At 54.1% G+C, this 26,751-nt stretch carries 21 protein-coding genes and 1 other annotated feature; of the genes, 19 read left to right on the top strand and 2 right to left on the bottom strand.

What is annotated here, in order from left to right; genetic code table 11:
• Nucleotides 1-60 precede the first annotated feature (60 nt).
• The 8 genes from leuD to yihA all read left to right on the top strand — a co-directional run bounded on the left by leuD (nt 61) and on the right by yihA (nt 9,728).
• Nucleotides 61-654: a 3-isopropylmalate dehydratase small subunit gene (gene leuD, locus B1A75_RS00760; protein WP_023633493.1), complete on the top strand. Its 594-nt coding sequence runs from the start codon at nt 61-63 to the stop codon at nt 652-654.
• A gap of 196 nt (nt 655-850) precedes the next feature.
• Complete coding sequence (locus B1A75_RS00755; protein ID WP_079935559.1) at nt 851-1,831, top strand: tetratricopeptide repeat protein; 981 nt, start codon at nt 851-853, stop codon at nt 1,829-1,831.
• 165 nt (nt 1,832-1,996) lie between these two features.
• Nucleotides 1,997-3,283, top strand: a complete 1,287-nt coding sequence (gene tig, locus B1A75_RS00750) for a trigger factor (RefSeq protein ID WP_079935558.1) — start codon at nt 1,997-1,999, stop codon at nt 3,281-3,283.
• 230 nt (nt 3,284-3,513) lie between these two features.
• Nucleotides 3,514-4,779, top strand: a complete 1,266-nt coding sequence (gene clpX, locus B1A75_RS00745) for an ATP-dependent protease ATP-binding subunit ClpX (RefSeq protein ID WP_011232128.1) — start codon at nt 3,514-3,516, stop codon at nt 4,777-4,779.
• A 144-nt stretch (nt 4,780-4,923) separates the two neighbouring features.
• Nucleotides 4,924-6,597, top strand: a complete 1,674-nt coding sequence (lonB, locus tag B1A75_RS00740; RefSeq protein WP_069304434.1) for an ATP-dependent protease LonB — start codon at nt 4,924-4,926, stop codon at nt 6,595-6,597.
• Between the two features lie 28 nt (nt 6,598-6,625).
• Entirely contained in the window at nt 6,626-6,784 is a 159-nt protein-coding gene (locus B1A75_RS19690) for a hypothetical protein (RefSeq protein WP_156773254.1), read from the top strand.
• A 17-nt stretch (nt 6,785-6,801) separates the two neighbouring features.
• Nucleotides 6,802-9,144, top strand: a complete 2,343-nt coding sequence (gene lon / locus B1A75_RS00735) for an endopeptidase La (RefSeq protein ID WP_031206390.1) — start codon at nt 6,802-6,804, stop codon at nt 9,142-9,144.
• Entirely contained in the window at nt 9,141-9,728 is a 588-nt protein-coding gene (gene yihA / locus B1A75_RS00730) for a ribosome biogenesis GTP-binding protein YihA/YsxC (RefSeq protein ID WP_014196452.1), read from the top strand. The genes lon and yihA overlap by 4 nt, the downstream gene beginning before the upstream one ends.
• Nucleotides 9,729-9,769: 41 nt before the next feature.
• On the opposite strand, the gene B1A75_RS00725 is transcribed toward yihA, so the two are convergent.
• Complete coding sequence (locus B1A75_RS00725; protein ID WP_033025941.1) at nt 9,770-10,255, bottom strand: LiaI-LiaF-like domain-containing protein; 486 nt, start codon at nt 10,253-10,255, stop codon at nt 9,770-9,772.
• A 166-nt stretch (nt 10,256-10,421) separates the two neighbouring features.
• Between B1A75_RS00725 and hemA the strand changes: the two genes are divergently transcribed.
• The 8 genes from hemA to ysxE all read left to right on the top strand — a co-directional run bounded on the left by hemA (nt 10,422) and on the right by ysxE (nt 18,857).
• Nucleotides 10,422-11,786: a glutamyl-tRNA reductase gene (hemA, locus tag B1A75_RS00720; protein WP_033025940.1), complete on the top strand. Its 1,365-nt coding sequence runs from the start codon at nt 10,422-10,424 to the stop codon at nt 11,784-11,786.
• Nucleotides 11,787-11,796: 10 nt separating this feature from the next.
• Nucleotides 11,797-12,615: a cytochrome c biogenesis protein CcsA gene (gene ccsA / locus B1A75_RS00715; RefSeq protein WP_033025939.1), complete on the top strand. Its 819-nt coding sequence runs from the start codon at nt 11,797-11,799 to the stop codon at nt 12,613-12,615.
• Between the two features lie 15 nt (nt 12,616-12,630).
• Nucleotides 12,631-13,563, top strand: a complete 933-nt coding sequence (hemC, locus tag B1A75_RS00710; protein WP_033025938.1) for a hydroxymethylbilane synthase — start codon at nt 12,631-12,633, stop codon at nt 13,561-13,563.
• Nucleotides 13,560-14,330 carry a uroporphyrinogen-III synthase gene (locus B1A75_RS00705; RefSeq protein ID WP_033020289.1) on the top strand — a complete coding sequence of 257 codons (771 nt, stop codon included), beginning with the start codon at nt 13,560-13,562 and terminating at the stop codon, nt 14,328-14,330. Before hemC ends, B1A75_RS00705 begins: the two co-directional genes overlap by 4 nt.
• The gene (gene hemB, locus B1A75_RS00700) at nt 14,331-15,305 is read left to right on the top strand and encodes a porphobilinogen synthase (protein ID WP_033025936.1); all 975 of its coding nucleotides are present in this window, start codon (nt 14,331-14,333) and stop codon (nt 15,303-15,305) included.
• Nucleotides 15,306-15,321: 16 nt separating this feature from the next.
• Nucleotides 15,322-16,611, top strand: coding sequence for a glutamate-1-semialdehyde 2,1-aminomutase (gene hemL, locus B1A75_RS00695; RefSeq protein WP_033025934.1), 1,290 nt, complete (start codon nt 15,322-15,324; stop codon nt 16,609-16,611).
• Between the two features lie 118 nt (nt 16,612-16,729).
• The gene (gene spoVID / locus B1A75_RS00690) at nt 16,730-17,782 is read left to right on the top strand and encodes a stage VI sporulation protein D (protein ID WP_033025933.1); all 1,053 of its coding nucleotides are present in this window, start codon (nt 16,730-16,732) and stop codon (nt 17,780-17,782) included.
• Between the two features lie 43 nt (nt 17,783-17,825).
• Nucleotides 17,826-18,857 carry a spore coat protein YsxE gene (gene ysxE / locus B1A75_RS00685; protein ID WP_079935557.1) on the top strand — a complete coding sequence of 344 codons (1,032 nt, stop codon included), beginning with the start codon at nt 17,826-17,828 and terminating at the stop codon, nt 18,855-18,857.
• Nucleotides 18,858-18,894: 37 nt separating this feature from the next.
• Here ysxE and B1A75_RS00680 read toward each other — a convergent pair whose 3' ends face one another.
• On the bottom strand, nt 18,895-19,083 hold the full coding sequence (locus B1A75_RS00680) for a hypothetical protein (protein WP_011232115.1): 189 nt from the start codon (nt 19,081-19,083) through the stop codon (nt 18,895-18,897).
• Between the two features lie 139 nt (nt 19,084-19,222).
• Nucleotides 19,223-19,458, top strand: a binding site (T-box leader).
• A gap of 100 nt (nt 19,459-19,558) precedes the next feature.
• Here B1A75_RS00680 and B1A75_RS00675 point away from each other — a divergent pair.
• From B1A75_RS00675 to B1A75_RS00665, 3 genes are all read left to right on the top strand, one after another.
• Entirely contained in the window at nt 19,559-22,201 is a 2,643-nt protein-coding gene (locus tag B1A75_RS00675) for a valine--tRNA ligase (RefSeq protein ID WP_074042799.1), read from the top strand.
• 216 nt (nt 22,202-22,417) lie between these two features.
• Nucleotides 22,418-23,710, top strand: coding sequence for a bifunctional folylpolyglutamate synthase/dihydrofolate synthase (locus B1A75_RS00670; RefSeq protein WP_074042798.1), 1,293 nt, complete (start codon nt 22,418-22,420; stop codon nt 23,708-23,710).
• 87 nt (nt 23,711-23,797) lie between these two features.
• Nucleotides 23,798-26,686, top strand: a complete 2,889-nt coding sequence (locus B1A75_RS00665) for a VWA domain-containing protein (RefSeq protein WP_033025929.1) — start codon at nt 23,798-23,800, stop codon at nt 26,684-26,686.
• Nucleotides 26,687-26,751: the final 65 nt, after the last annotated feature.

Here is a 26,751-nt window from a genome sequence, read left to right as displayed (position 1 = left end):
TCCTAGGAAGCCGAGCTCCTTTGCCATCAGTGACATCCATAACGGAAGGGGGAAAGGACGATGAAGCCGTTTACGATCCATCGCGGAAAAACCGCCGGCATCGATCGGGCGAATATTGATACCGATCAAATCATTCCAAAGCAGTTTTTGAAACGGATTGAACGCACCGGCTTTGGCCAGTTTCTCTTTTACGATTGGCGGTATTTGAGCGACGGCACGCCAAATCCGGAGTTTGAGCTCAACCGCCCGGAAAACGAAGGGGCGACGATTTTAGTCGCCGATGAAAACTTCGGTTGCGGCTCATCGCGCGAACATGCGCCGTGGGCGCTGCAAGATTATGGATTCCGCGTCATCATTGCCCCATCGTTTGCCGATATTTTTTACAACAATTGCTTAAAAAACGGGCTGTTGCCGATCCGGCTGGATAAAGAGGATGTCCGCTACTTGCTGCGCCAAAGCGAGCGCGCAGACTATGAACTGACGGTTTCGCTTGAAGAACAGCGGGTATTTGACGATGAAGGATTTTCGCGTCCGTTTGACATTGACCCGTATCGAAAACAGTTGCTGTTAAAGGGATGGGATGAAATTGATTTAACGTTTGTCTATGAACCGTATATTCAAGCGTATGAACAACAGCATAGCCCGCGGCCGTAAGCGTCTGTTTTTTGCGGTGCAGCGCGGCGGCAAAAATCGGCTGTTCCGCCGTTATTTTGGCAGGAACAGCCTCTTTGTTTTGCATATAGGAGGATGAAGAAAATGGACGGCGGCAGCAAGCGCCAAAAAGGGTTGGCTTGTTTCGGCTAAGAAAACTTGTTACACTTGTGGTAAACACATATAGGAGCGGGCGAAGATGGCCGGGAAAAAAGGAAAAATCATCATGTTTCCGCAAACGAAAGAACGGCTGATGGAAGAGGCGTTTGCTGCGCTCGAGGCGAAGCGGTATAAAGAAGCGCTCCGCTTTTTGCGCGCCGCCGAACAGCTTGGCGACCACAGCTTTCCGGTTCGGCTTGGGCTGGCTGTCTGTTGCTATGAGCTTGGGGAATATGATGAGGCGGAGCGGCGTCTTGCCGGTTTGCTTGACGAGCAACCGGGCAACGGTGAACTGTTGCAAATGTATATTGCCATATTGTTGCAAACGAATCGATACAGCAAGGCCGAAACCGTGATCCGCCACGCCTTGCGCCGTCCGTCGTTATCCGTTTCGCTGCGCGAACAGCTTCACCAGCTGCTTCGATTCAGTGAAAAAATGAATGCCCGCACGCTTCCGCCCGCGGAGTGGAAGCGGGTGAGACGGCTGCTTGAGTCCGGGGACATTGCTGAGCAGCTGCAACTGATTAAACAACTGGAAAAAGAAGACATCGAGCCGGTGCTGCCGTTGCTCAAGCAATATTTACGCGCACCGGAAAAAAGCCCGATGGCGAAAACGATGCTTCTTCGCCTGTTGACAGGGAAGCGAGTCAACGAAACGGTGATGGTTGAAAAATTTGGCCGTTGCATGGAGGTCGTCCCGGCAGCGTTGGACGAACGGACGGAAACGGAATTTGCTTCATCGCTGCTGGGTCGGCTTGAACAGCAGCTCGCGGCGGAAAGCCCGAGCTTATACGAAACGGCGGCGGAAATTTGGCTTCGCTATGCATACGTTTTGTACCCGTTCCCGCCCGAGCCGGCGGACGTTGATGCATGGCTTGCCGCCCTTCATTGGATGGCGAGCCGGTTTTTAGGTTTGGATGCTGACGCGACCGCCTTGGCCGACCGCTACGGTGTCGAGGCATCAGAGATGGTGAGGCTTTGCCAACAGCTATACGAAATAGAGAAACTTTCCTCCCTCTAATGGCTCGTTCTCTGTTGAAACATGGCTGTTGTATGTTATAATATAATGGCTGTGCTATGTATCTGTTTTCGCATACTTGTCTACATAATCGGGCATCATAAAAAGATCATGGACAAGCGGATTGCGCTATGGTCCGAGCAATGATTTCAGGTGGAGGGAATAAGGATGTCAGTCAAATGGGAAAAGCTTGAAGGGAACGAAGGCGTATTGACCGTTGAGGTCGACGCCGAGAAAGTGAACAAAGGCTTGGACGCCGCGTTTAAAAAAGTGGTGAAAAACATCACGCTTCCGGGCTTCCGCAAGGGGAAAGTGCCGCGCGTTCTGTTCGAAAAACGGTTCGGCGTCGAAGCGCTCTATCAAGATGCGCTCGACATTTTGCTGCCAGAGGCGTATGCCAAAGCCGTCGAAGAGGCAGGCATCGAACCGGTGTCAATGCCGGAGATTGACATTGAGCAAATGGAAAAAGGCAAAAGCTTAATTTTCAAAGCGAAAGTGACCGTAAAGCCGGAAGTGAAGCTCGGTCAATACAAAGGGCTTGAAGTGGAAAAAATGGATACAACCGTGACGGACGAAGATGTCGAAAACGAATTGAAACGTTTGCAAGAAAATTACGCCGAACTTGTCGTTAAAGAAGACGGGACGGTGGAAAACGGCGATACGGTCGTCATCGATTTCGAAGGGTTTGTCGACGGCGAGCCGTTTGAAGGCGGCAAGGCGGAGAACTATTCGCTTGAAATCGGCTCTGGAACGTTCATTCCGGGGTTTGAAGAACAGCTTGTCGGCATGAAAGCCGGCGAGGAAAAAGAAATCCAAGTCACATTCCCGGATGAATACCACGCGAAGCAATTGGCCGGCAAACCGGCGACGTTTAAAGTGAAAGTGCATGAAGTGAAAGCGAAACAGTTGCCGGCGCTTGACGATGAGTTTGCCAAAGACGTCGATGAAGAAGTCGAAACGCTTGACGAACTGAAGGCGAAAATTCGCGCCCGTTTGGAAGAGGCGAAAAAGAACGAAGCCGAAGCTGCCGTGCGCAACGCGGTTGTCGAAAAAGCGGCAGCCAACGCAGAAATTGATATTCCAGAGGTCATGGTGAAAAACGAAACAGATCGGATGCTTCGCGAGTTTGATCAACGTCTGCAAATGCAAGGGCTGAATTTGCAGATGTATTATCAATTCTCCGGCCAAGACGAAGCCGCGTTGCGCGAGCAAATGAGAGAGGATGCGGAAAAACGGGTGCGCGCGGCGCTGACGCTCGAGGCGATCGCGAAGGCCGAAAACATCGAAGTGACCGACGAGGAAGTGAACAAAGAGCTCGAAAAAATGGCGGAAGCCTACAAGCTGAGCGTCGACAAGATCAAAGAGCTGCTCGGCAGCTTAGATGGCGTCAAAGAAGATTTAAAATGGCGGAAAACAGTCGATTTTCTTGTAGAGCACAGCAATGTTGCGGCATAATAATAAATGTAAGGAAAGAACAAGGCGCGAGACGTTCGTGCCTTGTTCTTTATCTCACCAATGGCAACTGAACAATAATTTTCAAACTTTTCTAACGAATAACAGTTTTTTCATTCGCTTTTTCGTAAACGTTTATGGTAAAATAGCAAATACATACGTTTTTTTGCAACAAAGGGTGGCGAGACACGATACATACGCAGGCGCGATTCCGTTAGCAAGGGGTGAATGACATGTTTAAGTTTAATGATGAAAAAGGGCAATTGAAATGCTCGTTCTGCGGCAAAACGCAAGACCAAGTGCGCAAGCTGGTCGCCGGTCCGGGCGTTTACATTTGCGATGAGTGCATCGAATTGTGCACCGAGATCGTCGAAGAGGAGCTCGGCAATGAAGAGGAATTTGAATTTAAAGACGTGCCGAAACCGTTGGAAATTCGGGAAATTCTAGATGAGTACGTCATCGGTCAAGATGAGGCGAAAAAATCGCTCGCCGTTGCTGTTTACAACCATTATAAACGGATCAATTCCGGCAGCAAAATCGATGATGTCGAGCTGTCGAAAAGCAACATTTTAATGATCGGGCCGACCGGGAGCGGGAAAACGCTGCTGGCGCAAACATTGGCGCGCATTTTGAACGTGCCGTTTGCCATCGCCGATGCCACCTCGCTTACGGAGGCCGGCTATGTTGGCGAAGACGTCGAAAACATTTTGTTAAAGCTCATCCAAGCGGCTGATTATGACGTCGAACGGGCGGAAAAAGGCATTATTTACATTGACGAAATCGACAAAATCGCCCGCAAATCGGAAAACCCTTCCATCACCCGCGACGTATCCGGCGAAGGGGTGCAGCAGGCGCTGTTGAAAATTTTGGAAGGCACAATTGCCAGCGTTCCGCCGCAGGGCGGCCGCAAACATCCGCATCAAGAATTCATTCAAATCGATACGACGAACATTTTGTTCATTTGCGGTGGAGCGTTTGACGGCATTGAGCCGATCATCAAGCGCCGTCTTGGCAAAAAAGTGATCGGTTTTGGCGCGGAAATGAACCAGACGGATGTCGACGAGAAAAACTTGTTGTCGAAAGTGCTGCCGGAAGACTTACTCAAATTCGGACTCATTCCGGAGTTCATCGGCCGTCTGCCGGTCATTACGACGCTCGAGCCGCTCGACGAACAGGCGTTGATTGACATTTTGACGAAACCGAAAAATGCCATTGTGAAGCAATACCAAAAAATGCTTGAGCTTGACGGCGTTGAGCTCGAGTTTGAAGAAGCGGCGCTCCGCGAAATCGCGAAAAAAGCGATTGAGCGGAAAACGGGGGCGCGCGGCCTTCGCTCGATCATCGAAGGCATTATGCTCGATGTGATGTTTGAGCTGCCGTCGCGCGAAGATGTGCAAAAGTGCATCATTACGCTTGATACGGTGCGCGGTACAAAGCCGCCGACGCTGATCCGCCATGATGGCACGGTGATCGAGCTGGAACGGAAAACATCTGCCTGATGGGAAAACCGCCTTTTTTCGGCGGTTTCTTTTTTTTGCCGCCCATGCCCTGGGCGCCGGCCGGCGCTTTTTTTGTTTATTCCCGCCAGTTCGCGGAGATACTATCATACTACATACCATCTAAAGGCAGGAGGATATCGGGGCATGGATTGGACGAACATCGTACTGGTCATCCAGCTGTTTTTCGGGGTCATCATCGGCCTTTATTTTTGGAATTTGCTAAGAGGGCAGCGCGTACAAAAAGTTTCGATTGATAAAGAGTCGCGCAAAGAGATGGAACAGCTCCGCAAGCTGCGTTCGATTTCGCTCACCGAGCCGCTGGCGGAAAAAGTACGGCCGAAAAGTTTTGACGACATCGTCGGTCAGGAAGATGGCATCAAGGCGTTAAAAGCGGCTTTATGCGGCCCGAACCCGCAGCATGTCATCATTTACGGGCCGCCCGGCGTCGGCAAGACGGCGGCTGCTCGGCTCGTGCTTGAGGAAGCGAAAAAAAATCCGCTCTCCCCGTTTAAGAAAAATGCGGTGTTCGTGGAGCTCGATGCGACGACGGCGCGCTTTGACGAGCGCGGCATCGCCGACCCGCTCATCGGTTCGGTGCACGACCCGATTTACCAGGGGGCCGGGGCGATGGGGCAAGCCGGCATTCCCCAGCCGAAGCAAGGGGCGGTGACGAACGCCCACGGCGGCGTTTTATTCATCGACGAAATCGGCGAGCTTCATCCGATCCAAATGAACAAGTTGTTGAAAGTGCTTGAGGACCGGAAAGTATTTTTTGAAAGCGCCTATTACAGCAAAGAAAATCCGCAAATCCCAAGCCATATTCACGATATTTTCCAAAATGGGCTGCCGGCTGATTTCCGTCTTGTCGGGGCGACGACGCGCACCCCGAACGAAATTCCTCCGGCCATTCGCTCCCGTTGCCTGGAAGTATTTTTCCGTGAATTGGACCAAGATGAAATTGCCCTCATCGCTAAAAAGGCGGCGGAAAAAGTCCGCTTGAACGTGTCAGAAAGCGGCATTCGCCTCCTTGCCGCCTATGCGCGCAACGGGCGGGAGGCGGTCAACATGATGCAAATTGCCGCTGGCCTGGCCATCACGGAAAACCGAGAAAACATTTTGGACAAAGATATTGAATGGGTCATTCAATCGAGCCAAATGACTCCGCGCTATGAGAAGAAAATCGCGTCTGCCCCGGCGGTCGGCGTCGTCAATGGCCTTGCCGTGTACGGCCCGAACACCGGCGCGCTGTTGGAAATTGAGGTGACCGCCTTGCCGGCGAAAGGAAAAGGATCGATCAATGTCACCGGCATTGTCGAGGAGGAAAGCATCGGCAGCGCAGAAAAATCGGTGCGGCGCAAAAGCATGGCGCGCGGCTCGGCGGAAAACGTCATCACGGTGCTGCGGGCGATGGGCGTGCCAGCGGACCGCTACGACATTCATGTCAACTTTCCGGGCGGGGCGCCGGTTGACGGCCCTTCAGCCGGGGTGGCGATTGCGGTCGGCATTTATTCCGCCATTTACCAGCTGCCAGTCGATCATACGGTCGCGATGACCGGAGAAATCAGCATCCGTGGCTGCGTGAAACCGGTCGGCGGCGTGTTCGCCAAAATCAAAGCGGCCAAACAAGCTGGGGCGAAAAAAGTCATCATCCCGATTGAGAATATGCAATCGCTGCTAGGCGAAGTCAGCGGCATTCAAATCATCGCCGTCCGCCGCCTCGAGGAAGTGTTCGTCCATGTGTTCGGCGAAGAGGCGCTCCGCCGCGGCCCCGCGCTGCTGCCAGCGGCTATGGACCGCTCGGAGAAAAAGCTCGTCTAGCCAAGGGAAACGGCGGCAAGGCGAACGAGTGGCAACGAAAGCGGGCGGCCCGCCCGGCCTCTTTTATGCACGGCTTCGGCGCAAGCGGATCGTCGCTGAAGTCGGTTTTTCTTTGCCTGCAGACGGAGCGCCGCGCGCTTTTTCGTTCGTCAAATTTTACAAACCCGGCTACCGTACTATACAATAAACGAATAGAAGCGAGAGATGGAGGTGTTCGGCGTGAACGGAAAGAAAAAGGAGACGGTCGTTCCGCTTTTGCCGCTGCGGGGGCTGCTCGTGTTTCCGACGATGGTGCTCCATTTGGATGTCGGGCGCGAGAAATCGGTCAAAGCGCTCGAGCAAGCCATGGTCGAGGATCATATGATTTTGCTGACGTCGCAAAAAGACGTTGCCATCGACGAACCGGACATGGATGACTTATATAAAATGGGAACGATCGCGCGCGTCAAGCAGCTTCTAAAACTCCCGAACGGCACGTTCCGCGTGCTTGTCGAAGGCGTCGCCCGGGCGCTCATCACGGAAGTGATCAGCGAGGAGCCGTACTTTCTCGTCAAAGTCGAAAAGTTTGCTGATCGGGCGGCGAAAGATTTGGAAGATGAGGCGCTCAAGCGGACGATGCTTGAATATTTCGAGCAGTACATAAACTTGTCCAAGCGGCTGTCGGTCGACATTTACGCCTCGATCGTCGACATCGATGAGCCGGGGCGAATGGCGGACATCATCGCCTCGCACTTGCCGCTTAAGCTTGAGGAAAAGCAGCGCATTTTAGAAACGATCGACGTGAAAGAGCGCCTCAATAAAATCATCCAAATTTTGCACAACGAAAAAGAAGTGCTCCAGCTTGAGAAAAAGATCAGCGCCCGCGTCAAGCAGTCGATGGAGCGGACGCAAAAAGAGTACTATTTGCGCGAGCAAATGAAGGCGATTCAAAAAGAGCTTGGCGAAAAGGAAGGAAAAACGGGCGAAGTCGAGGAGCTGAAAGAAAAAATCGAGGCGGCCGGCATGCCGGAGCATGTGAAACAAACAGCATTGAAGGAGCTTGACCGCTATGAAAAAATTCCGGCGACCTCAGCGGAAAGCGCAGTCATTCGCAACTACCTCGATTGGCTCATCGCTTTGCCGTGGTCGAAAGAAACGGAAGACATCCACGACATTAAGCGGGCGGAAGCGATTTTAAACGAAGAGCATTACGGGCTCGATAAAGTGAAAGAACGGGTGCTTGAATTTTTATCCGTCAAGCAGCTGACGAAATCGTTAAAAGGCCCGATTCTTTGCCTCGCCGGACCGCCGGGGGTCGGCAAAACGTCGCTCGCCCGCTCGATCGCCAAAGCGCTCGGCCGCCGCTTCGTCCGTGTTTCGCTCGGCGGCGTCCGCGACGAATCGGAAATTCGCGGCCATCGCCGCACGTATGTCGGCGCAATGCCGGGACGCATTATCCAGGGGATGAAAAAAGCAGGCACGATCAACCCCGTCTTCTTGCTCGATGAAATCGACAAAATGTCGAGCGACTTCCGTGGCGATCCATCGGCGGCCATGCTGGAGGTGCTTGATCCGGAGCAAAATCATACGTTCAGCGACCATTACATTGAAGAGCCGTACGATCTATCGAAAGTCATGTTTATCGCCACGGCCAACCATTTGGCGGCGATTCCGCAGCCGCTCTTGGACCGGATGGAAGTGATCCACATACCAGGCTACACAGAAGTGGAGAAGCTGCATATCGCCAAGCGGCATTTGCTGCCGAAACAAATCGCCGAGCACGGGCTGAAAAAGGCGGCGTTGCAAATTCGCGATGACGCGATGCTCGATATCATCCGCCATTATACGCGCGAAGCCGGGGTGCGGGAGCTTGAGCGGCAGCTCGCCGCTATCTGCCGAAAAGCGGCCCGCCTCATCGTTTCCGGCGAGAAAAAGCGGGTGGTGATCACAGAAAACAATCTTGAGGAATTTTTAGGGAAGCGAAAATACCGCTACGGCCGAGCGGAGGCGGAAGACCAAGTCGGCGTGGCGACCGGGCTGGCGTATACGGCGTTTGGCGGCGATACGCTCGCAATCGAAGTGTCGCTCGCGCCAGGCAATGGGAAACTCGTGCTGACCGGCAAGCTCGGCGATGTCATGAAAGAATCAGCGCAAGCGGCGTTCAGCTACGTGCGGTCGCGCGCTGAGGAGCTTGACATTGATCCGAAGTTCCATGAGAAATATGATATTCACATCCACGTTCCGGAAGGCGCGGTGCCGAAAGACGGGCCATCGGCCGGCATTACGATTGCGACCGCACTCATTTCCGCTTTGACGGGCAAGCCGGTGAGCCGTTTTGTCGGCATGACCGGGGAAATTACGCTGCGCGGCCGCGTTCTTCCGATCGGGGGGCTGAAAGAGAAAACGTTAAGCGCCCACCGTGCCGGATTGAAAACAGTCATTTTGCCGAAAGACAATGAAAAAGATTTGGCTGACATTCCGGAAACGGTGAAGCGCGACTTGCGCTTTGTGCTCGTCTCCCATCTCGATGAGGTGCTGCCGCACGCGTTGGTGGGGTGGAAGCGATGAATGTGAAGAAAGCAGAGCTTGTGACCAGTGCCGTCAAGCCGGAACAATATCCGGACGGCGGACGGCCGGAGGTGGCGCTCGCCGGCCGTTCGAACGTCGGCAAATCATCATTCATCAACAAAATGATCAACCGGAAAAATTTGGCGCGCACCTCCTCAAAGCCAGGCAAAACGCAGACGTTGAATTTTTATTTGATTAACGACTCGTTTTACTTTGTGGACGTGCCAGGTTATGGCTTCGCCCGCGTGTCGAAGCAGGAGCGGCAAAAATGGGGGAAAATGATGGAGACGTACTTTACGACGCGCGAGGTGCTCAAGGCGGCGGTCCTGCTCGTTGACTTGCGCCATCCGCCGACGAAAGACGATGTGATGATGTACGAGTTTTTGAAACATTACGAGATCCCGGTGATCGTCATCGCGACGAAAGCGGATAAAGTGCCGCGCGGCAAGCATCAAAAACACGCGAAAATCGCGCGCGAGACGCTGCGGATGGCTGACGGCGACCCGCTCATTTTGTTTTCCGCCGAGACCGGGCAAGGGAAAGATGAAGCATGGGCGGCGCTTTTGCCGTTTGTGGCCTCATGACGAAAACACCAGCGATTCGGCTGGTGTTTTCGCTTCCAAGGCTATTTTCGCCTAGCCCATAATATATAGATACCGATGGCGATGAGTCCGAGCGGCCAAAACTTCCAGACAGAGGAAAGTCCGGCTTGGACGAGGTGAAAGAATGGCTGGCCGCGCCCGGAAAACGTCAGCAAGACAGCGAGAAGCAAAAAAAGCACGCCAAAGCCGGCCCCGCCTTTTTGTTTGCGGCTGCTGGCGAAAAAAGCGAGCGCGATGAGGAAAAAAAACATGTTCACGCCGCGGGGCCAGAACGAAAATGCACCCGCAAGGAGCAACTCAACGCCAAATCCGAGTAAAAGAAAGCCGGGGAAAAGGTAAGCATATTCGCGCGCTGAATGCGCCTGGCCAAGCAAAGCCGCGCCGCAAATGGCAAGCAAGGCCGGCCACCCTTGGAAGAAATGGAAAAGGGGGGATTCCAACTGTCCGGCGAGAAAATACAGCCCGAGGCCGATGAACAAGATGCCGGCGAATACCGTTCGGGTTTTCATGATCGTCGCGTCCTCCGTTTCCCTTTTGGACATGTTTATGATAGAATGATCACTGTCTACAGTTTAGCATAGCTTTGGAGGCATGTTCACAATTTTTTCAAACCGGAACGATGGACGGTTGTGATATAATGATAGAAGGGATTCGGTCAATAAGGGGGATGGCATCGTGCAAATCGTAGTCGTTGGCGTCGACTATAAAACCGCCCCTGTAGAAATCCGCGAAAAGCTCGCGTTTGCGGAAGCGGAACTCGGTGCGGCGATGAAACAGCTCGCCAAGCAAAAAAGCGTGCTCGAAAATGTGATCGTCTCGACGTGCAACCGGACGGAAGTTTATGCAGTGGTCGATCAACTGCATACCGGCCGTTACTATATTAAAGCATTTTTAGCCGAATGGTTTGGCGTTAGAGTGGAAGCGATTGCTCCGTATTTGCGTGTGCTTGAAGGAGAGGCGGCCATCCAGCATTTGTTCCGCGTGGCGGCTGGCCTTGATTCGATGGTGCTTGGGGAAACGCAAATTTTAGGGCAAGTGAAAGACAGCTATTTGCTCGCTCAAGAGATCGGGACGAGCGGCACGATTTTCAACCATCTGTTCAAGCAGGCAGTGACCTTTGCGAAGCGCGCCCACTCGGAAACGGGCATCGGCGCGCACGCTGTATCGGTCAGCTATGCGGCGGTTGAGCTGGCGAAGAAAATTTTCGGCCGCCTTGCCGGCAAGCACGTCTTGATTATCGGGGCCGGCAAAATGGGGACGCTGGCGGCGCAAAACTTGTGCGGCAGCGGCGTCGGGAAGGTGACGGTTGTCAATCGGACGCTTGAAAAAGCGAAACAGCTTGCTAAGCAGTTTGCCGGCGAGGCGAAGCCGCTCGGCGAATTGTCATGCGCTTTGCTGGAAGCGGATATCGTCATCAGCTCGACGGGAGCCAAAGGCTATATTTTGACGAAGGAAATGGTGGCGCCGCTTGAGAAAATGCGCAAAGGCCGCCCGCTCTTTATGGTTGACATCGCGGTGCCGCGCGATTTGGATCCGGCGTTGGCTGATTTGGAAACCGTGTTTTTGTACGACATCGACGATTTGCAAGATGTGGTGGCGGCCAACTTGGCGGAACGGCAAAAGGCAGCGGCTCGCATTGAAACGATGATCGAAGCGGAACTTATGGCGTTCAGCCAATGGATGCAGACGCTCGGCGTCGTGCCAGTCATCGCCGCATTGCGCGAAAAGGCGCTGGCCATCCAAGCGGAAACGATGAAAAGTTTGGAGCGGAAACTGCCGCATTTGTCGGAGCGCGATTGGAAAGTGTTGAACAAACATACGAAAAGCATTATTAACCAGCTGCTCCGCGATCCGATTTTGCAGGCGAAGGAACTCGCCGCCGGCCCGAATGCCGAGGAGGCGCTTCAGCTGTTTATGAAAATTTTCAATATCGAAGATGCGGTGAAAGCCGAGCGGCGCATGCAGCAGGCGAAATCCGAGCAGCGCGATGAACAAGACGCGGAAGCGGTCCGTGCCGCCCGCCCATCATGGCAGCTGTAAGGTGGGATGGATGGTGGCGCTGTTGTATGAGCTGTCCATTTTGCTTTACATCGCCTCGATCCTTTTCTATTTCATCGATTTTTTGCAACAAAACCGGAAGGCGAACGACATCGCCTTCTGGTTGCTTTCTATTGTTTGGCTTTTGCAGACAGTGACGTTTGTTTCTCGCATCATTGAGACGAAGCGCTTTCCGATTTTAACGATGTCGGAAGGGCTTTATTTTTACGCCTGGCTGCTCATTACGCTGTCGCTCGTCATCAATCGGCTGCTGCGCGTCGATTTCATCGTCTTTTTTACGAACGTGCTTGCTTTTTTTATTTTGGCCATTCATACGTTCGCACCGTCTTCGCAGTCGCCGGCTGTTGCGGAGCGGCTCGTTTCGGAGCTGCTTATCATCCACATCACCCTTTCGCTCGGAGCGTATGCGGCGTTTACGCTGTCGTTTCTGTTTTCGGTGCTTTACATGTTGCAGTACAGTTTGCTGAAAAAGAAAAAGTGGGGGGCGCGCCTTTGGCGCATGGCGGATTTGTCACGGCTTGATTTTTTGTCGTATGTTTTAAATGTGCTCGGCTTGCCTATGTTGTTATTAGGGCTCATCCTTGGCGTGATTTGGGCGTACATTCAAATCGACCATTTCCATTGGTATGATGCGAAAGTGCTCGGGTCGTTTGTCGTTTTTCTCGTCTATGGCGTCTATTTTTACAAGCGAGCCGTCCGGCAGATGCAAGGGAAGGCGATCGCGCTATGGAACATCGGTTCGTTTTTATTTTTGCTTGTCAACTTTTTCTTGTTTGGCAGTTTGTCAAAATTTCATTTTTGGTATTCGTAATTGAGGTGGAACGAGATGCGGAACATTGTCGTTGGCTCGCGGCGCAGCAAGCTTGCCTTGACCCAGACGAAGTGGGTGATCAACGAATTGAAACAGCTTGGGGCGCCGTTTACGTTTGAAGTGAAAGAAATCGTCACGAAAGGAGATCGGGTGCTTGATGTTACGCTCTCGAAAGTCGGGGGCAAAGGGTTGTTTGTGAAAGAGATCGAGCATGAATTGCTCGCCGGCGGCATCGATATGGCGGTCCATAGCATGAAAGATATGCCGGCCGTGCTGCCCGAAGGTTTAGTGATCGGCGCGGTTCCGCGCCGCGAAGATGCACGCGATGTGCTTGTCAGCAAAGGAAACCGGATGCTCTCCGACTTGCCGCCTGGGTCGGTCATTGGCACGAGCAGCTTGCGCCGTTCGGCGCAGCTGCTTGCCTATCGCCCGGATTTGACGATCAAATGGATTCGCGGCAATATTGACACAAGGTTGGCGAAGCTCGAAAGCGAAGAGTACGATGCGATCGTGCTGGCGGCGGCGGGTCTTGCGCGCATGGGTTGGGGCGATGACGTCATCAGCGACTATCTTCCTTTTGATGTCTGTGTTCCGGCGGTCGGCCAAGGGGCGCTGGCGATCGAATGCCGGGAGGATGATGACGAATTGCGCGAATGGCTCAGCCGGTTAAACGACGAGCAAACCGAGCGGGCTGTTCGGGCGGAGCGCGCCTTTTTGCAGCAAATGGAAGGCGGCTGTCAAGTGCCGATTGCCGGCTACGCCGAAGCAGACGGCGGTATGGTGCGCCTCACGGCCCTTGTCGCTTCGCCGGATGGAAAAGAAAAGTATAAAGAAATGGTCACGGGCGCCGATCCGGAGGCCGTCGGCCGGCAGGCGGCCGCTGTCTTAATCGAACAAGGGGCGAAAGCGCTTATCGAGCGGGTGAAACAGGAGTTGAGCCAATCATGACACACAGCGCGCTCGCCGGCAAAACGGTGCTCGTGACGCGCGGCAAGGAGCAGGCCGCGTCATTTTCTGCCAAGCTGCGTGCTGTTGGCGCCGTTCCAGTCGAGCTTCCGCTCATTGTCATTCGACCGGCGACGGCGCCGGAAGAAATCGCTTCTATGGTTGAGCGGCTTGGCGAATACCGTTGGCTCGTTTTCACAAGCGCGAACGCCGTCCGCTTCTTTTTTCCGCATGTTTCGTTGCCGCGGCCGCTGCCGGAGATGGCTGTCGTCGGCCGGAAAACAGCGGCGGCGCTCGCCGAGCATGGTCTTTCCCCGGCGCTCGTGCCGGATGATTACACCGCCGAACGGCTGGCTGACTTGCTCATGCCGCGCGTCAAACAAGGCGACCGGGTGCTGTTTGTCAAAGGCAATTTGGCGCGCCCGACCTTGCCTGAGGCGTTGCGAAACGCCGGCGCCGCGGTCGACGAGCTCACGGTGTATGAGACCGCGTCTGACGAAAGCGGCCGGGAGCGGTTGTTGTCGCTGTTGCGCCGGCGGGAGCTTGATGCGGTCACCTTGATGAGCCCGTCGGCGGTTGACAGCCTTGTCCGCCTTCTCGACAAAGAAGCGGATGCCCTTCTTTCCAGTGTTGCGGTCGCCTGCATCGGACCGGTGACGAAAGAAGCGGCCGAGCGGGCGGGCATTCCAGTCCATATTTGTCCGACGGATTACACCACGGATGGTATAATCAAAGCGATGGAACAATATTTTTCCATGGAGGGACGATGAATGGCACTGTCATTTGACCGCCATCGCCGTTTGCGGCAAACGGCTGCGATTCGGGCGATGGTGCGCGAGACGCATCTTCGTGTCGAGGATCTCATTTACCCGCTGTTTGTGGTCGAGGGCAGCGGCATTAAGCGGGAAGTGCCGTCGATGCCAGGGGTTTACCATTTATCGCTTGACCGCTTATCCGAGGAAGTGGACGACATCGCCAAGCTTGGCATTCCCGCCGTCATGGTGTTTGGCGTGCCGAATGAAAAAGATGAAGTCGGTTCGCAGGCGTATTGCGAAACAGGGATTGTTCAGCGGGCGATCCGCCAAATCAAAGCCGAACACCCAGATCTAGTCGTCATTGCTGATACGTGTTTATGTGAATATACGAGCCACGGCCATTGCGGCGTCGTCGAAAACGAGCGTGTGCTGAACGACCCGTCGCTCGAGCTCCTCACCAAAACGGCGGTGAGCCAAGCGCAAGCCGGCGCCGACATCATCGCGCCGTCGAACATGATGGACGGCTTTGTCGCCGCCATTCGCCGTGGGCTTGATGAAGCAGGGTTTGAGTATGTGCCGATCATGTCGTATGCAATCAAATACGCTTCGGCGTTTTACGGCCCGTTCCGTGATGCCGCCGACAGCGCGCCGCAGTTTGGCGACCGGAAGACGTACCAAATGGATCCGGCCAACCGCCTTGAGGCGTTTCGCGAGGCGGAGTCGGATGTCAAAGAAGGCGCTGATTTCTTGATGGTGAAGCCAGCGCTTGCCTACATGGATATTATCCGCGACATCAAAAACCGTTTTCCGCTGCCGCTTGTCGCTTATAACGTGAGCGGCGAGTATGCGATGATCAAGGCGGCGGCGCAAAACGGCTGGATCGATGAGAAGCCGGTTGTCATGGAAATGTTGACAGGGATGAAACGGGCGGGCGCGGATTTGATCATTACGTATTTTGCCAAAGATGTCGCCCGCTGGCTGGCTGAATAGAGAGGAGGGCGGAAGCATGCGAAGCTACGAACGGTCAAAAACCGCTTACGAAGAAGCGGTGAAATTGATGCCGGGCGGGGTGAACAGCCCGGTGCGCGCCTTCAAGTCGGTCGGGATGACGCCGATTTTCATGGCGCGCGGCCAAGGATCGAAAATTTACGATATTGACGGCAATGAGTACATTGATTACGTGCTGTCATGGGGGCCGCTCATTTTAGGGCATGCCCATCCCCAAGTCGTTGAAGCGTTGAAGCGGGTGGCGGAACAAGGGACGAGCTTTGGCGCTCCGACATTGCTTGAAAATGAGCTCGCCAAGCTCGTGATTGAGCGGGTGCCGTCGGTGGAAATCGTGCGGATGGTCAATTCCGGTACGGAGGCGACGATGAGCGCCCTCCGCTTAGCGCGCGGCTATACGAAGCGCAACAAAATCATGAAATTCGAAGGCAGCTACCACGGCCACGGCGATTCGCTGCTCATTAAAGCCGGCTCCGGCGTGGCGACGCTCGGCTTGCCGGACAGCCCGGGCGTTCCGGAATCGGTCGCCCAGCATACGATCACGGTGCCGTACAACGATTTGGACAGCGTCCGCTATGCGTTTGAGCGGTTTGGCGAAGACATCGCCGCGGTGATCGTCGAACCGGTCGCCGGCAACATGGGCGTCGTTCCGCCAGTGCCTGGCTTTTTGGAAGGGTTGCGCGAGGTGACGAAACAATACGGCGCTTTATTGATTTTCGACGAGGTCATGACCGGGTTCCGCGTCGATTACCATTGCGCCCAAGGGTATTACGGCGTTGAGCCGGATTTGACGTGCCTTGGCAAAGTGATCGGCGGCGGCTTGCCGGTCGGGGCGTACGGGGGCAAAGCCGAGATCATGGAGCTTGTCGCGCCGAGCGGACCGGTGTACCAAGCCGGCACGCTCTCCGGCAATCCGCTCGCCATGACGGCCGGGTACGAGACGCTCCGCCAGCTGACGCCGGAAACGTACGAAGAGCTTGGCCGCAAAGCGGCGCGCCTTGCGGATGGGCTTCATCAGGCAGCAGAGAAATACGACATCCCGCATACGATCAACCGCGCTGGGTCGATGATCGGCTTTTTCTTCACGAACGAGCCGGTGGTCAACTACGAGACAGCGAAAACGTCCGACTTGGAGCTGTTTGCCGCCTATTATCGGGAAATGGCGAATGAAGGCATTTTCCTGCCGCCGTCGCAATTTGAAGGGCTGTTTTTGTCGACGGCGCACAGTGATGATGATATTGAATATACGATTGCCGCTGCTGAGCGGGTGTTTGCCCGTCTGCGCGGATAAGGAAAGGGGCTGCCGACCGTCGGCAGCCCAATTTTTTATCATACCGCCTCGTTTCCGTTCATACAATGGATAATGTCATCAAAACCATTTGCCGAAGGGACGGAAGGAGGAGGCCCGGTTGGAGCAATCGTATTTGCGTTTTTCATTGGAAGAATCGGTCTGGTTTAAAAGAGGACAGGAAGTCGCCGAGTTTTTATCCATTTCTCTTGATCCGGTCATTTCCGTCGATGAGTACGACCAATATATTACGATCCGTGGGGCGCTCGAGCTAAACGGTGAATTTCGTCAGGCGGGCGAAGGGCTCGTCGAGGCGGATGACGACGTGTTTGAGCTGGCTGGTTATCGGTTCATTCAGCACATTTCGGTGCGCGAAGACGGGATCAGCGAACTGTCGCACCGTTTTCCAATCGATATTACGATTCCAAAAAACCGCATTCGTTCCCTTGAGGATGTGTACGTGACGGTTGAATCGTTTGATTATGATTTGGATGAAAACGGAAGATTGCTGATCACTGCCGACATTTCGATCAGCGGCATCAGTGAAGCGCCGCTTGGCGATGATTTGCCGGACGATGAGGAGGACGATGAGCCGCTGTTTGCCCCGTTTGAATCGATCGCCCGCAAGGAAGCGGCCGGTGAGGAAGCGTTTGCTTCCGTGGATGATCTCGCCGATGAGGCGGATGAACAGCCGGCTTTGGCCGCCGGCGAAACGACGGTTTCCGTCATGGAGCCAGCCGCCTTGCGTCATGAAGAAACGGGGGCTGAAGAAGAGGAGGCCAAAGAGCCGTTTTTGCCGCTTGAGACGGAAACGAAGGTGGTCAGCGCACAGACGGAGGAAGACATCGCTTCGCTGCTGCCGCCAACTGAGGCGAAGGTATCGATCGGGGCGGCGAAAAAGGCGGTTGAGGAAGAAGAGGAAGAAGAAACGAAAACAAAAAGCGAAAATGCGCTTTACTTGACGAAATTGTTTGCGAAAAGCGAGGCGGAAGAGTTTACGAAACTGAAAATTTGCATCGTCCAGCAAGGAGATTCATTGGACAAGATTGCCGAACGGTATGATGTGACCGTCTCGCAGCTTTTGCGCGCCAATGATTTGGAAAGCCCAGATGACGTGCACGAGGGGCAGCTGCTATATATTCCGGCCATGGCGGGAAGCCGTCCTTTCTCATGAAAGGGACGCTTTCCGTTTCTTTTGCTGATAAGGGGGCGTAACGATGGCCGCACAGTCTGACCGATATGATGCTGTGCTCGTCCAGTATGGGCTTCGACCAGTGCGCATTGAGCAGCGAGGCAAAGCCGTCAAGGTATACACGAACCGCGGCGTTTTTGCTTTAAAGCCGCTCGAAAGCGAGCAAGAAGCCGCCGCCGTTTGGCAGTCTCTTCAGCATGGCGGTCCCCGTTGTCTCCCGCTTTACCTGACGCGGCAGCGGTCGCTGTTTGCCACAGAAGGCGGCCGTCTTTATTATTTGCAAGCCTGGCATCATGGCGAAGCGAGAGCGGATGAGGATGCCGTTCGCTCCTTTTTTCGCGAACTCGCCCGCCTCCATCGCGCCACCGTCCGCACGATCGAGGTGAGTGAGGAAGAGGCGGCGGCGTACCGAAAGCAAAAAAAGGACGAATGGCAACGGGCGCGGACGGTGTGGGAAGAACGGATTGAGCGGTACGAAGCGGCGTGGTACATGTCTCCGTTTCAGCTTCAATGCTGCACATATTTCCATGAGGTGATGCGCGCGTACTCGTTCGCTGAAGAACGGCTCGATGTGTGGGAAGAGACGCTCAAAGAGACGAAGCAATGGCGCATCGCCTGGGTGCACGGCAAAGCGCGCCTCTCCCACTATATCCCGCCGTATTGGATCAGTTGGGAGCGGGCGCATTGGAATTCACCGCTCTTTGATGTGATCGCCGCGCTCCGTTTTCACGTACAGACAATGCCGCCGCTTGGGCGCGAGTGGCTTGAAGGGATGGAGGAGTACGAGAAGGAGCTGCCGCTGTCCGACGGAGAGCGGGCGTTTTTATACAGCCATTTGGCGGAGCCGCGCGGGTTTGTCCGCTGTTTGGAGAGGTATGAGGCCGCTTCGCGGAACGAGCGGAACGAACGGGAATATGTGGCCGCGTTGCAGCGTCGTTATTTGGCGTTCAAAAATACGGAGGCGCTCGTTATGCACCTTGTCCAACGCGACGCCGCGCGGCAGCAGGAAGAAGCGGTGGACAACGAACCGCCGGCGGATGAAAGCAGCAATGATTAAATGGATTTTGAATCCAGCCAAACAAAACGGCGTCGCACTAAATCCATTCCAAATGGAGCGCCACGGCAATGAAAACGAAGATGGCCAATAAAATGACATCAAACGTCGTTGGCAGAAAAATGGTGCGGATCGCTTGAAAAATGGTGAGCGGGATGATCACTTGGGCGCAGACGGCGCGCACTTGCCGAAGCCACGGCGGCCACGAATACGGGTTGAATCGCCGCATCGACATTCCCTCCTTCTCCGGTTTACTATACAATATGAAACGTGCGATTGTTTGTCACCAAATGCACACGGATGGAATAAATAAATAAAAACTTGGCAAAGATGATGGACAATGGTAGTATAATAATCGAACAATGATGACAAAAGCGAAGACGGGGAGGAGTACAGCGGTCCGCGCCTGCAGAGAGGGAAATCAGAAGCTGCGAGATTTCCTAGGATGACGGCTGCTGGAAGGTCGCCCTTGAGCTGCTTCTTTGAAAGGCGCTGCTGCCGAGTAGAGGAAGCCGGCATCATGCCGTTATGCCAATGAAGCGCTTAAGCCTTTGGGCTTAAGAAAAAAGGTGGTACCGCGAAAGCAGCTCCTTTCGTCCTTTTTGGATGAAAGGGGCTTTTTTGCTTGCCGGCTGCGCGGCATTGCTCAGTGGGAAGCCGCCGTCGGCCGCATTGTCCATCATGTTGAAGGAGGGAAATGAAACATGGCACAGCACGAAGTGTCGATGCCGCCCAAATACGACCACCGCGCGGTCGAAGCGGGGCGCTACGAATGGTGGCTGAAAGGAAAATTTTTTGAAGCGACCGGTGATCCGAACAAACGACCGTTTACGATCGTCATCCCGCCGCCCAACGTCACCGGCAAACTGCATCTGGGGCACGCGTGGGATACGACGCTGCAAGACATCATTACGCGCATGAAACGGATGCAAGGGTATGACGTTCTGTGGCTTCCGGGAATGGATCACGCCGGCATCGCCACCCAGGCGAAAGTGGAAGAGAAGCTGCGCCAGCAAGGGCTGTCGCGCTACGATTTAGGCCGGGAAAAATTTTTAGAAGAAACGTGGAAGTGGAAGGAAGAATACGCCGGCCATATTCGCAGCCAATGGGCGAAGTTAGGGCTTGGCCTCGATTACACGCGCGAGCGGTTCACGCTCGATGAAGGGCTCTCAAAAGCGGTGCGCGAAGTGTTCGTCTCGCTCTACCGGAAAGGGCTTATTTACCGCGGCGAGTACATCATCAACTGGGACCCGGTGACGAAAACCGCTTTGTCAGACATTGAGGTCGTTTATAAAGAAGTAAAAGGCGCGCTCTACCATTTGCGCTATCCGCTCGCTGACGGCTCCGGCTACATTGAAGTGGCGACGACCCGTCCGGAAACGATGCTCGGCGATACGGCCGTTGCTGTGCACCCCGATGACGAGCGGTACAAGCACTTGATCGGCAAAATGGTAAAACTGCCGATCGTTGGCCGCGAAATTCCGATCATTGCCGACGAATACGTCGATATGGAGTTCGGCTCCGGGGCGGTCAAAATTACGCCGGCGCACGACCCGAACGACTTTGAAATCGGCAACCGCCACAACTTGCCGCGCATTCTTGTCATGAACGAAGACGGCACGATGAATGAAAACGCCATGAAATACCAAGGGCTTGACCGGTTTGAATGCCGGAAGCAGATCGTCCGCGATTTGCAAGAACAAGGCGTCCTCTTTAAAATCGAGGAGCACGTGCACTCAGTCGGTCACAGTGAACGGAGCGGCGCTGTTATCGAGCCGTATTTGTCGACGCAATGGTTTGTGAAAATGAAGCCGCTCGCCGAAGCCGCCATCAAGCTCCAGCAAACCGACGGCAAAGTGCAGTTCGTGCCGGAGCGTTTTGAAAAAACGTATTTGCATTGGCTTGAAAACATCCGCGACTGGTGCATTTCGCGCCAGCTTTGGTGGGGGCATCGCATCCCGGCATGGTACCATAAAGAAACGGGTGAAATTTACGTCGACCATGAACCGCCAAAAGACATTGAAAACTGGGAGCAAGACCCCGACGTGCTTGATACGTGGTTCAGCTCGGCGCTTTGGCCGTTCTCGACAATGGGATGGCCGGATGTGGAATCGTCGGATTACAAGCGCTACTACCCGACTGATGTGCTTGTCACCGGCTATGACATCATTTTCTTCTGGGTGTCGCGCATGATTTTCCAAGGGCTCGAATTCACCGGGAAGCGCCCGTTCAAAGACGTGCTCATCCACGGTCTTGTCCGCGATGCCCAAGGGCGGAAAATGAGCAAATCGCTCGGCAACGGCGTCGATCCGATGGATGTGATCGATCAGTACGGCGCCGATGCGCTCCGTTACTTCTTGGCGACCGGCAGCTCGCCGGGGCAAGACTTGCGCTTCAGCACCGAAAAAGTTGAAGCGACGTGGAATTTTGCCAACAAAATTTGGAACGCCTCGCGCTTTGCCTTGATGAACATGGGCGGCATGACGTACGAGGAGCTTGATTTGAGCGGCGAAAAAACGGTCGCCGACCATTGGATTTTAACGCGCCTCAACGAAACGATCGACACGGTGACGAAGCTTGCTGAGAAATACGAATTCGGCGAAGCGGGGCGCACGCTGTACAACTTTATTTGGGACGACTTGTGCGACTGGTACATTGAAATGGCGAAATTGCCGCTTTACGGTGACGACGAAGCGGCGAAAAAGACGACGCGCTCCGTGTTGGCGTATGTGCTCGACAACACGATGCGCCTGCTTCACCCGTTCATGCCGTTCATTACCGAGGAAATTTGGCAAAACTTGCCGCATGAAGGCGAATCGATCACCGTCGCTCCGTGGCCGCAAGTGCGCCCTGAGCTGTCGAACGAAGAAGCGGCGGAAGAAATGCGGATGCTCGTCGACATCATCCGCGCCGTCCGCAACGTCCGCGCCGAAGTGAACACGCCGCCGAGCAAGCCGATTGCGCTCTATATTAAGGTGAAAGATGAACAAGTGCGGGCGGCGCTCATGAAAAACCGCGCCTATCTTGAGCGGTTCTGCAACCCGAGCGAGCTCTTGATCGATACAAACGTTCCCGCGCCGGACAAAGCGATGACGGCGGTCGTCACCGGCGCCGAGCTCATCATGCCGCTTGAAGGGTTGATCAATATTGAGGAAGAAATTAAGCGGCTTGAAAAAGAGATTGACAAATGGAACAAAGAAGTCGAGCGCGTCGAAAAGAAACTGGCGAACGAAGGCTTTTTGGCGAAAGCGCCGGCTCATGTCGTCGAAGAAGAGCGGCGCAAGCGGCAAGATTACATGGAAAAACGCGAAGCCGTCAAGGCGCGCCTCGCCGAGCTCAAACGGTAGACAAACGATCTTGCTGTTGATTATGATGAAGACGAATCCGCTTTCCTGTGGATTCGTCTTTTTCGATGGATCATGATGGAAGGTTGGCATATTCTGAGAAAATGTTTGTTGTCAACATATACTCGCTTTCGCCAAGCTTCTCGATGTGTGGCGCATCCGCCGCATGAAGCCGGCAGGGGGCGGCAAGACACCAATGGAAAAAGGAGGATGATGGACATGGTTCGAACGTATGAAGAAGCGGTCGCTTGGATTCACGGGCGGCTGCGGCTTGGCATGAAACCAGGATTGAAACGGATGGAATGGATGATGGAAAAACTCGGGCATCCGGAACGCCGCGTCCGCGCCGTCCATATCGGGGGAACGAACGGCAAAGGGTCAACGGTCGCCTATTTGCGCTCCATTTTGCAAGCGGCGGGCTATTCGGTCGGCACGTTCACCTCGCCGTATGTCGAGCAGTTTAACGAACGAATCAGCATAAACGGCGAACCGATTCGCGATGAAGAGATCGTGGAGCTTGTGCAAACGATCAAACCGCTTGCGGACGAATTGGAACAGACGGAACTTGGCGGACCGACCGAATTTGAAGTGATCACGGCGATGATGCTTGATTATTTTGGCAAAAAAAACATTCAAGACATCGTGCTCATTGAAGTCGGTCTCGGCGGCCGCTTGGACTCAACCAACATCATTTATCCGCTCCTTTCCGTCATTACGAACGTCAGCTACGATCATATGAACATCTTAGGCGATACGCTCGATCAGATCGCCGCGGAAAAAGCGGGGATCATTAAATCAGGGGTTCCGCTTGTGACAGCGGTCAACGAGCCTGAGGCGTGGGATGTGATCGCCAAGACGGCGGCGGAGCGGAAAGCGAAAACATATCGTCTCGGCGTCGATTTCACCGTTTCCGACCGGCAGGCGACGGCGGAAGGGGAGCAGTTTTCCGTCATGACGCCGTTTGCCGAGTATCCCAATTTGCGCATTTCTATGCCCGGCGCCCATCAAGTCGAAAACGCGGCGGTGGCGGTGATGGCGGCAGAACTATTGCGCCTTGGCTATTCGTTTTTGATCGATCCGGAGCATATCGCCGATGGGCTGGCCACAGCCGCTTGGCCCGGCCGGTTTGAGCGGGTGAGCGACCATCCGCTGATCATCCTCGACGGCGCCCATAACGAAGCGGGCATCCGCGCTCTTGTGGAGACGGTGCGCACCCATTATCCCGACAAACGCGTCCATGTCTTGTTCGCCGCGCTGACAGACAAGCCGCTTGAGCGGATGATTCAACGGCTTGATGAGCTCGCGGATACGATCACGTTTACCACGTTTGATTTTCCGCGCGCGGCAGCGGCGGAACAGTTGGCTGCTCTTTCATCCCATCGGCATAAGGCGACTGTTCATCGTTGGAAGGAGTGGATCGGTGAGCAGAAAACACGTTTGTCGGCTCAAGAAATGTTGCTGATTACGGGGTCTTTGTACTTTATTTCCGAAGTAAAAAAACGGCTTGCGTAAGAAAAATTTGCTATCAACAACGTCTTTGAAATGGTATAATGAAGATAAAGAAAAATAGGCAATTTGTCATGAAACGGGGAGAGGAACATGAGGAAAAGGAGGTTTTTCCAAGCTCTTACAGCGTCGGTCTGGGCATTTTTGCTCATGTTTTGCACAGGTGGGAAGGAGGTTGCCGTTCAAGCCGCTTCTTCCTCTCTGCCATCGCTTCAATTGCAGTTTTCTTCGTCACAATCAGAGTACGCCAAGCCGCCAAACGGCGATGCCCAAGGCCGGCTCGATGTGACGCTCGTTCCACAAGGCGCTGTTTCAGGAATCATCCGCCCGCCGATCGATGTCGTGTTTGTCATGGACGTGTCGGGGTCGATGACGGCAATGAAGCTGCAAAGCGCCAAATCCGCTCTGCAAGCGGCGGTCAACTACTTTAAGTCCAATTACAACCAAAATGACCGCTTTGCTCTTATTCCGTTTTCCGATGGAGTGCGGGAAGCAAGTGTGGTTCCGTTTGGGAAGTACTCGAATGTTGCAAGTCAGCTTGATGCCATTCTCAATACCGGCAACAGCTTGACCGCCGGCGGCGGAACGAACTATTCGGCTGCTTTGTCTCTTGCTAAGTCGTATTTCACGGACCCAACGAGGAAAAAGTATATCATTTTCTTAACGGATGGCATGCCGACGGTGTTGAATACAGTCGATACGATTACGTACCGGGAGGTTAAACCGAAATTTTGGGGCGGATATCAGTATACAGGGAATAGAGTAACCGATTCTCTTTCGGTCACATACGAATTGTACAGCGATGGACGGACTGCCGGTATCCGTTTTACCGACAACAAAGGATATTCTCGCCAATTTTACAGCGACGGGCAAGATTATGTCAATGGATGGCGGGTGTCTTGGGATAACGGCTATTCGTTCACTTACAGCGGCATCGAAGGGAAAATCCGAGCCGATGCCACAGCGGTGGCGAAAACGCTCGGGATGAACAATATCACTCTTTACTCAATCGGCTTCGGCGACAATGATGAAGTCGATATGGACTATTTACGGTCGCTTTCAGCGACTGCCGGCGGCGAGGCGCGGCAAGGAACGACGCAAAATTTGACCGCCTTGTTCCAACAGTTTTCCCAGCTTGCCACCACGCCGGCGATCACCGGAACGATCCGCATCCCGCTTTCGTCGTTTGGCGGCAATGTCGCCGTTGCGGAAAACGGCCAAGTATGGCTGGATGAAAACAAGCAAAACGCGTATATTTCGTTTTCCATCCCATACCAAGTTGGCCAGGGCACACCGGCGCCGGTGACAGTTCCGATTCCCGTGTCATTTAAAGCAAAAGGGACATATACGTTCAATGCTGAACTGACGTATCGGGATGTGTATGGCCAACCACAGCCGGCTGTGACGAAAACGGTGACCGTCACTGTCAAAGATGAAGCGCCGCCGTCGTTTACTGGAACGGTGAAGCTGCAAGGGTTGACCAATGATGTCACGAGCTTAATCAAACGCGGGGCCACCGATGGCGACGACAACCGCTTCCGGGCTACGTATTCGTTGTCGCTTGTCGGGTATGTCGGCAATGCGACCGGGACGATCAGCAATGTGAGCATTGTCCAAGAACTGCCCGATGGCATCTCCGTTGTTCCCGATGACAAAGTCACAACCTATGTGGAGAATGGCAAGCGTTATGCCAAATGGTCTTTCACCAATCAAACGTTCGACTACAGCCAGCTCAACAAACTGACGCTCTCGGCGCAATGGGTGATGCAGGCGGACTTTGCCATGAACAGTGTTCAATTGCCGCCAGCTTCGGTGACATTCACCGACAGCCGTTATGGCGCCCAAACATCGACGCTCGTTCCGCCGGCGGAACGAATCGGCATGACAGTTCGTTTGGATGATTTTCCATACTTTTACTATGAAGGGGATGGAAAGGGTACTATCACAAAACACAAATTTTCTGCTTTATCAGACGACATTGTCGGACAGGCGAATCCCAATTCTAATTCCAATTCATATGGATTATTGCCGTTACCTGTCAAAGCGCTGCAATATGACCCGAATGATGATGGCGTGCTGCTTGTCACGTACAGCAACGGCCAGACGGTACCGGTGTACATTAAACCCCATCTTTCCGTTGTGACAGCCAATGGCGTCGTGCCAAACGGAGCGACGACTTATGAGGCGCCGACCGTTAAAATAACCGGGTTGGTAGCCGGTGAAGGGGTGTCATATCAGTACCAAGCAGTGCGAAATGGGGTGGCATCCGCTTGGACGCCGCTCTCGTCGCCGTATGTTGTTGCCATTTCCAATGACGGTTCCTACACGGTGAATGTGCAGGCGTCAGGAGGATTGACGAGAGGAACGGGTTTAACGAGCGCAGCGTTTACGTATACAAAGCTGATTACAGAACTGAAGCTTGGTTCATATCAGGCGACGATGAATGTCGGAGATACGCAGACGATTCCAGTGACGATCGTTCCGAGCGATGCGACGAACAAAACGTTGGCATGGTCATCGAGCGACAATACGATCGCCGTGGTGCAAAACGAAACCGTGACAGCGCTAAAGCCTGGAACGGTCACCATCACTGTCCGCTCGACAGACGGAGGAAATGCGTCAGCGACGGCAACGATTCGTGTGATTGATCCGTACGTACCGCTTACAGGCATGGCGTTCCGCAATCCGATTCTATACATGAATGTCGGCGATCAACTCGAAGTGGCGCCAGAACTCCGTTTCATTCCGGAAAATGCAACGGACAAGGCGCTTCGCTCTGTTGCAACGTCTGACGATCGGTTTGTCAAGGTGGTTCAAGAAAACGGGAAATGGTATTTGCAAGCGGTTGATGTCGGATATGCCACCATCACGGCGACAGCCAAGGTGAAAGCGCTGGATGGCCGGGATATTCAAGCTGAGGCGACCGTCATTGTCCGATCGCCTTCCACCAACCAAAATGGCGGGAACGGCGGCAAATGGTAGCCATGAATAAAGCGCGGCCTCCCTTTCGGGAGCGCCGCTTTCCGTTTTGAATCAAAAATGCCTCC

Origin of the sequence: Geobacillus sp. LEMMY01 (genome assembly GCF_002042905.1) — a bacterium.
GTDB classification, from domain to species: Bacteria; Bacillota; Bacilli; order Bacillales; family Anoxybacillaceae; genus Geobacillus; species Geobacillus proteiniphilus.
The sequence above is the reverse complement of the archived record's forward strand: the minus strand, read 5'-3'. Positions and strand labels throughout refer to the sequence as shown.

Coding starts and splice junctions, on each gene's coding strand:
- ccsA (WP_033025939.1), top strand. CDS start 11,797: ATGGTGGCGCTGTTGTATGAGCTGTCCATTTTGCTTTACATCGCCTCG.
- hemB (WP_033025936.1), top strand. CDS start 14,331: ATGGCACTGTCATTTGACCGCCATCGCCGTTTGCGGCAAACGGCTGCG.
- tig (WP_079935558.1), top strand. CDS start 1,997: ATGTCAGTCAAATGGGAAAAGCTTGAAGGGAACGAAGGCGTATTGACC.
- yihA (WP_014196452.1), top strand. CDS start 9,141: ATGAATGTGAAGAAAGCAGAGCTTGTGACCAGTGCCGTCAAGCCGGAA.
- clpX (WP_011232128.1), top strand. CDS start 3,514: ATGTTTAAGTTTAATGATGAAAAAGGGCAATTGAAATGCTCGTTCTGC.
- hemC (WP_033025938.1), top strand. CDS start 12,631: ATGCGGAACATTGTCGTTGGCTCGCGGCGCAGCAAGCTTGCCTTGACC.
- ysxE (WP_079935557.1), top strand. CDS start 17,826: ATGGCCGCACAGTCTGACCGATATGATGCTGTGCTCGTCCAGTATGGG.
- lon (WP_031206390.1), top strand. CDS start 6,802: ATGGAGGTGTTCGGCGTGAACGGAAAGAAAAAGGAGACGGTCGTTCCG.
- hemL (WP_033025934.1), top strand. CDS start 15,322: ATGCGAAGCTACGAACGGTCAAAAACCGCTTACGAAGAAGCGGTGAAA.
- lonB (WP_069304434.1), top strand. CDS start 4,924: ATGGATTGGACGAACATCGTACTGGTCATCCAGCTGTTTTTCGGGGTC.
- B1A75_RS00725 (WP_033025941.1), bottom strand. CDS start 10,255: ATGAAAACCCGAACGGTATTCGCCGGCATCTTGTTCATCGGCCTCGGG.
- B1A75_RS00665 (WP_033025929.1), top strand. CDS start 23,798: ATGAGGAAAAGGAGGTTTTTCCAAGCTCTTACAGCGTCGGTCTGGGCA.
- B1A75_RS00675 (WP_074042799.1), top strand. CDS start 19,559: ATGGCACAGCACGAAGTGTCGATGCCGCCCAAATACGACCACCGCGCG.
- B1A75_RS00670 (WP_074042798.1), top strand. CDS start 22,418: ATGGTTCGAACGTATGAAGAAGCGGTCGCTTGGATTCACGGGCGGCTG.
- B1A75_RS00705 (WP_033020289.1), top strand. CDS start 13,560: ATGACACACAGCGCGCTCGCCGGCAAAACGGTGCTCGTGACGCGCGGC.
- B1A75_RS00680 (WP_011232115.1), bottom strand. CDS start 19,083: ATGCGGCGATTCAACCCGTATTCGTGGCCGCCGTGGCTTCGGCAAGTG.
- B1A75_RS00755 (WP_079935559.1), top strand. CDS start 851: ATGGCCGGGAAAAAAGGAAAAATCATCATGTTTCCGCAAACGAAAGAA.
- leuD (WP_023633493.1), top strand. CDS start 61: ATGAAGCCGTTTACGATCCATCGCGGAAAAACCGCCGGCATCGATCGG.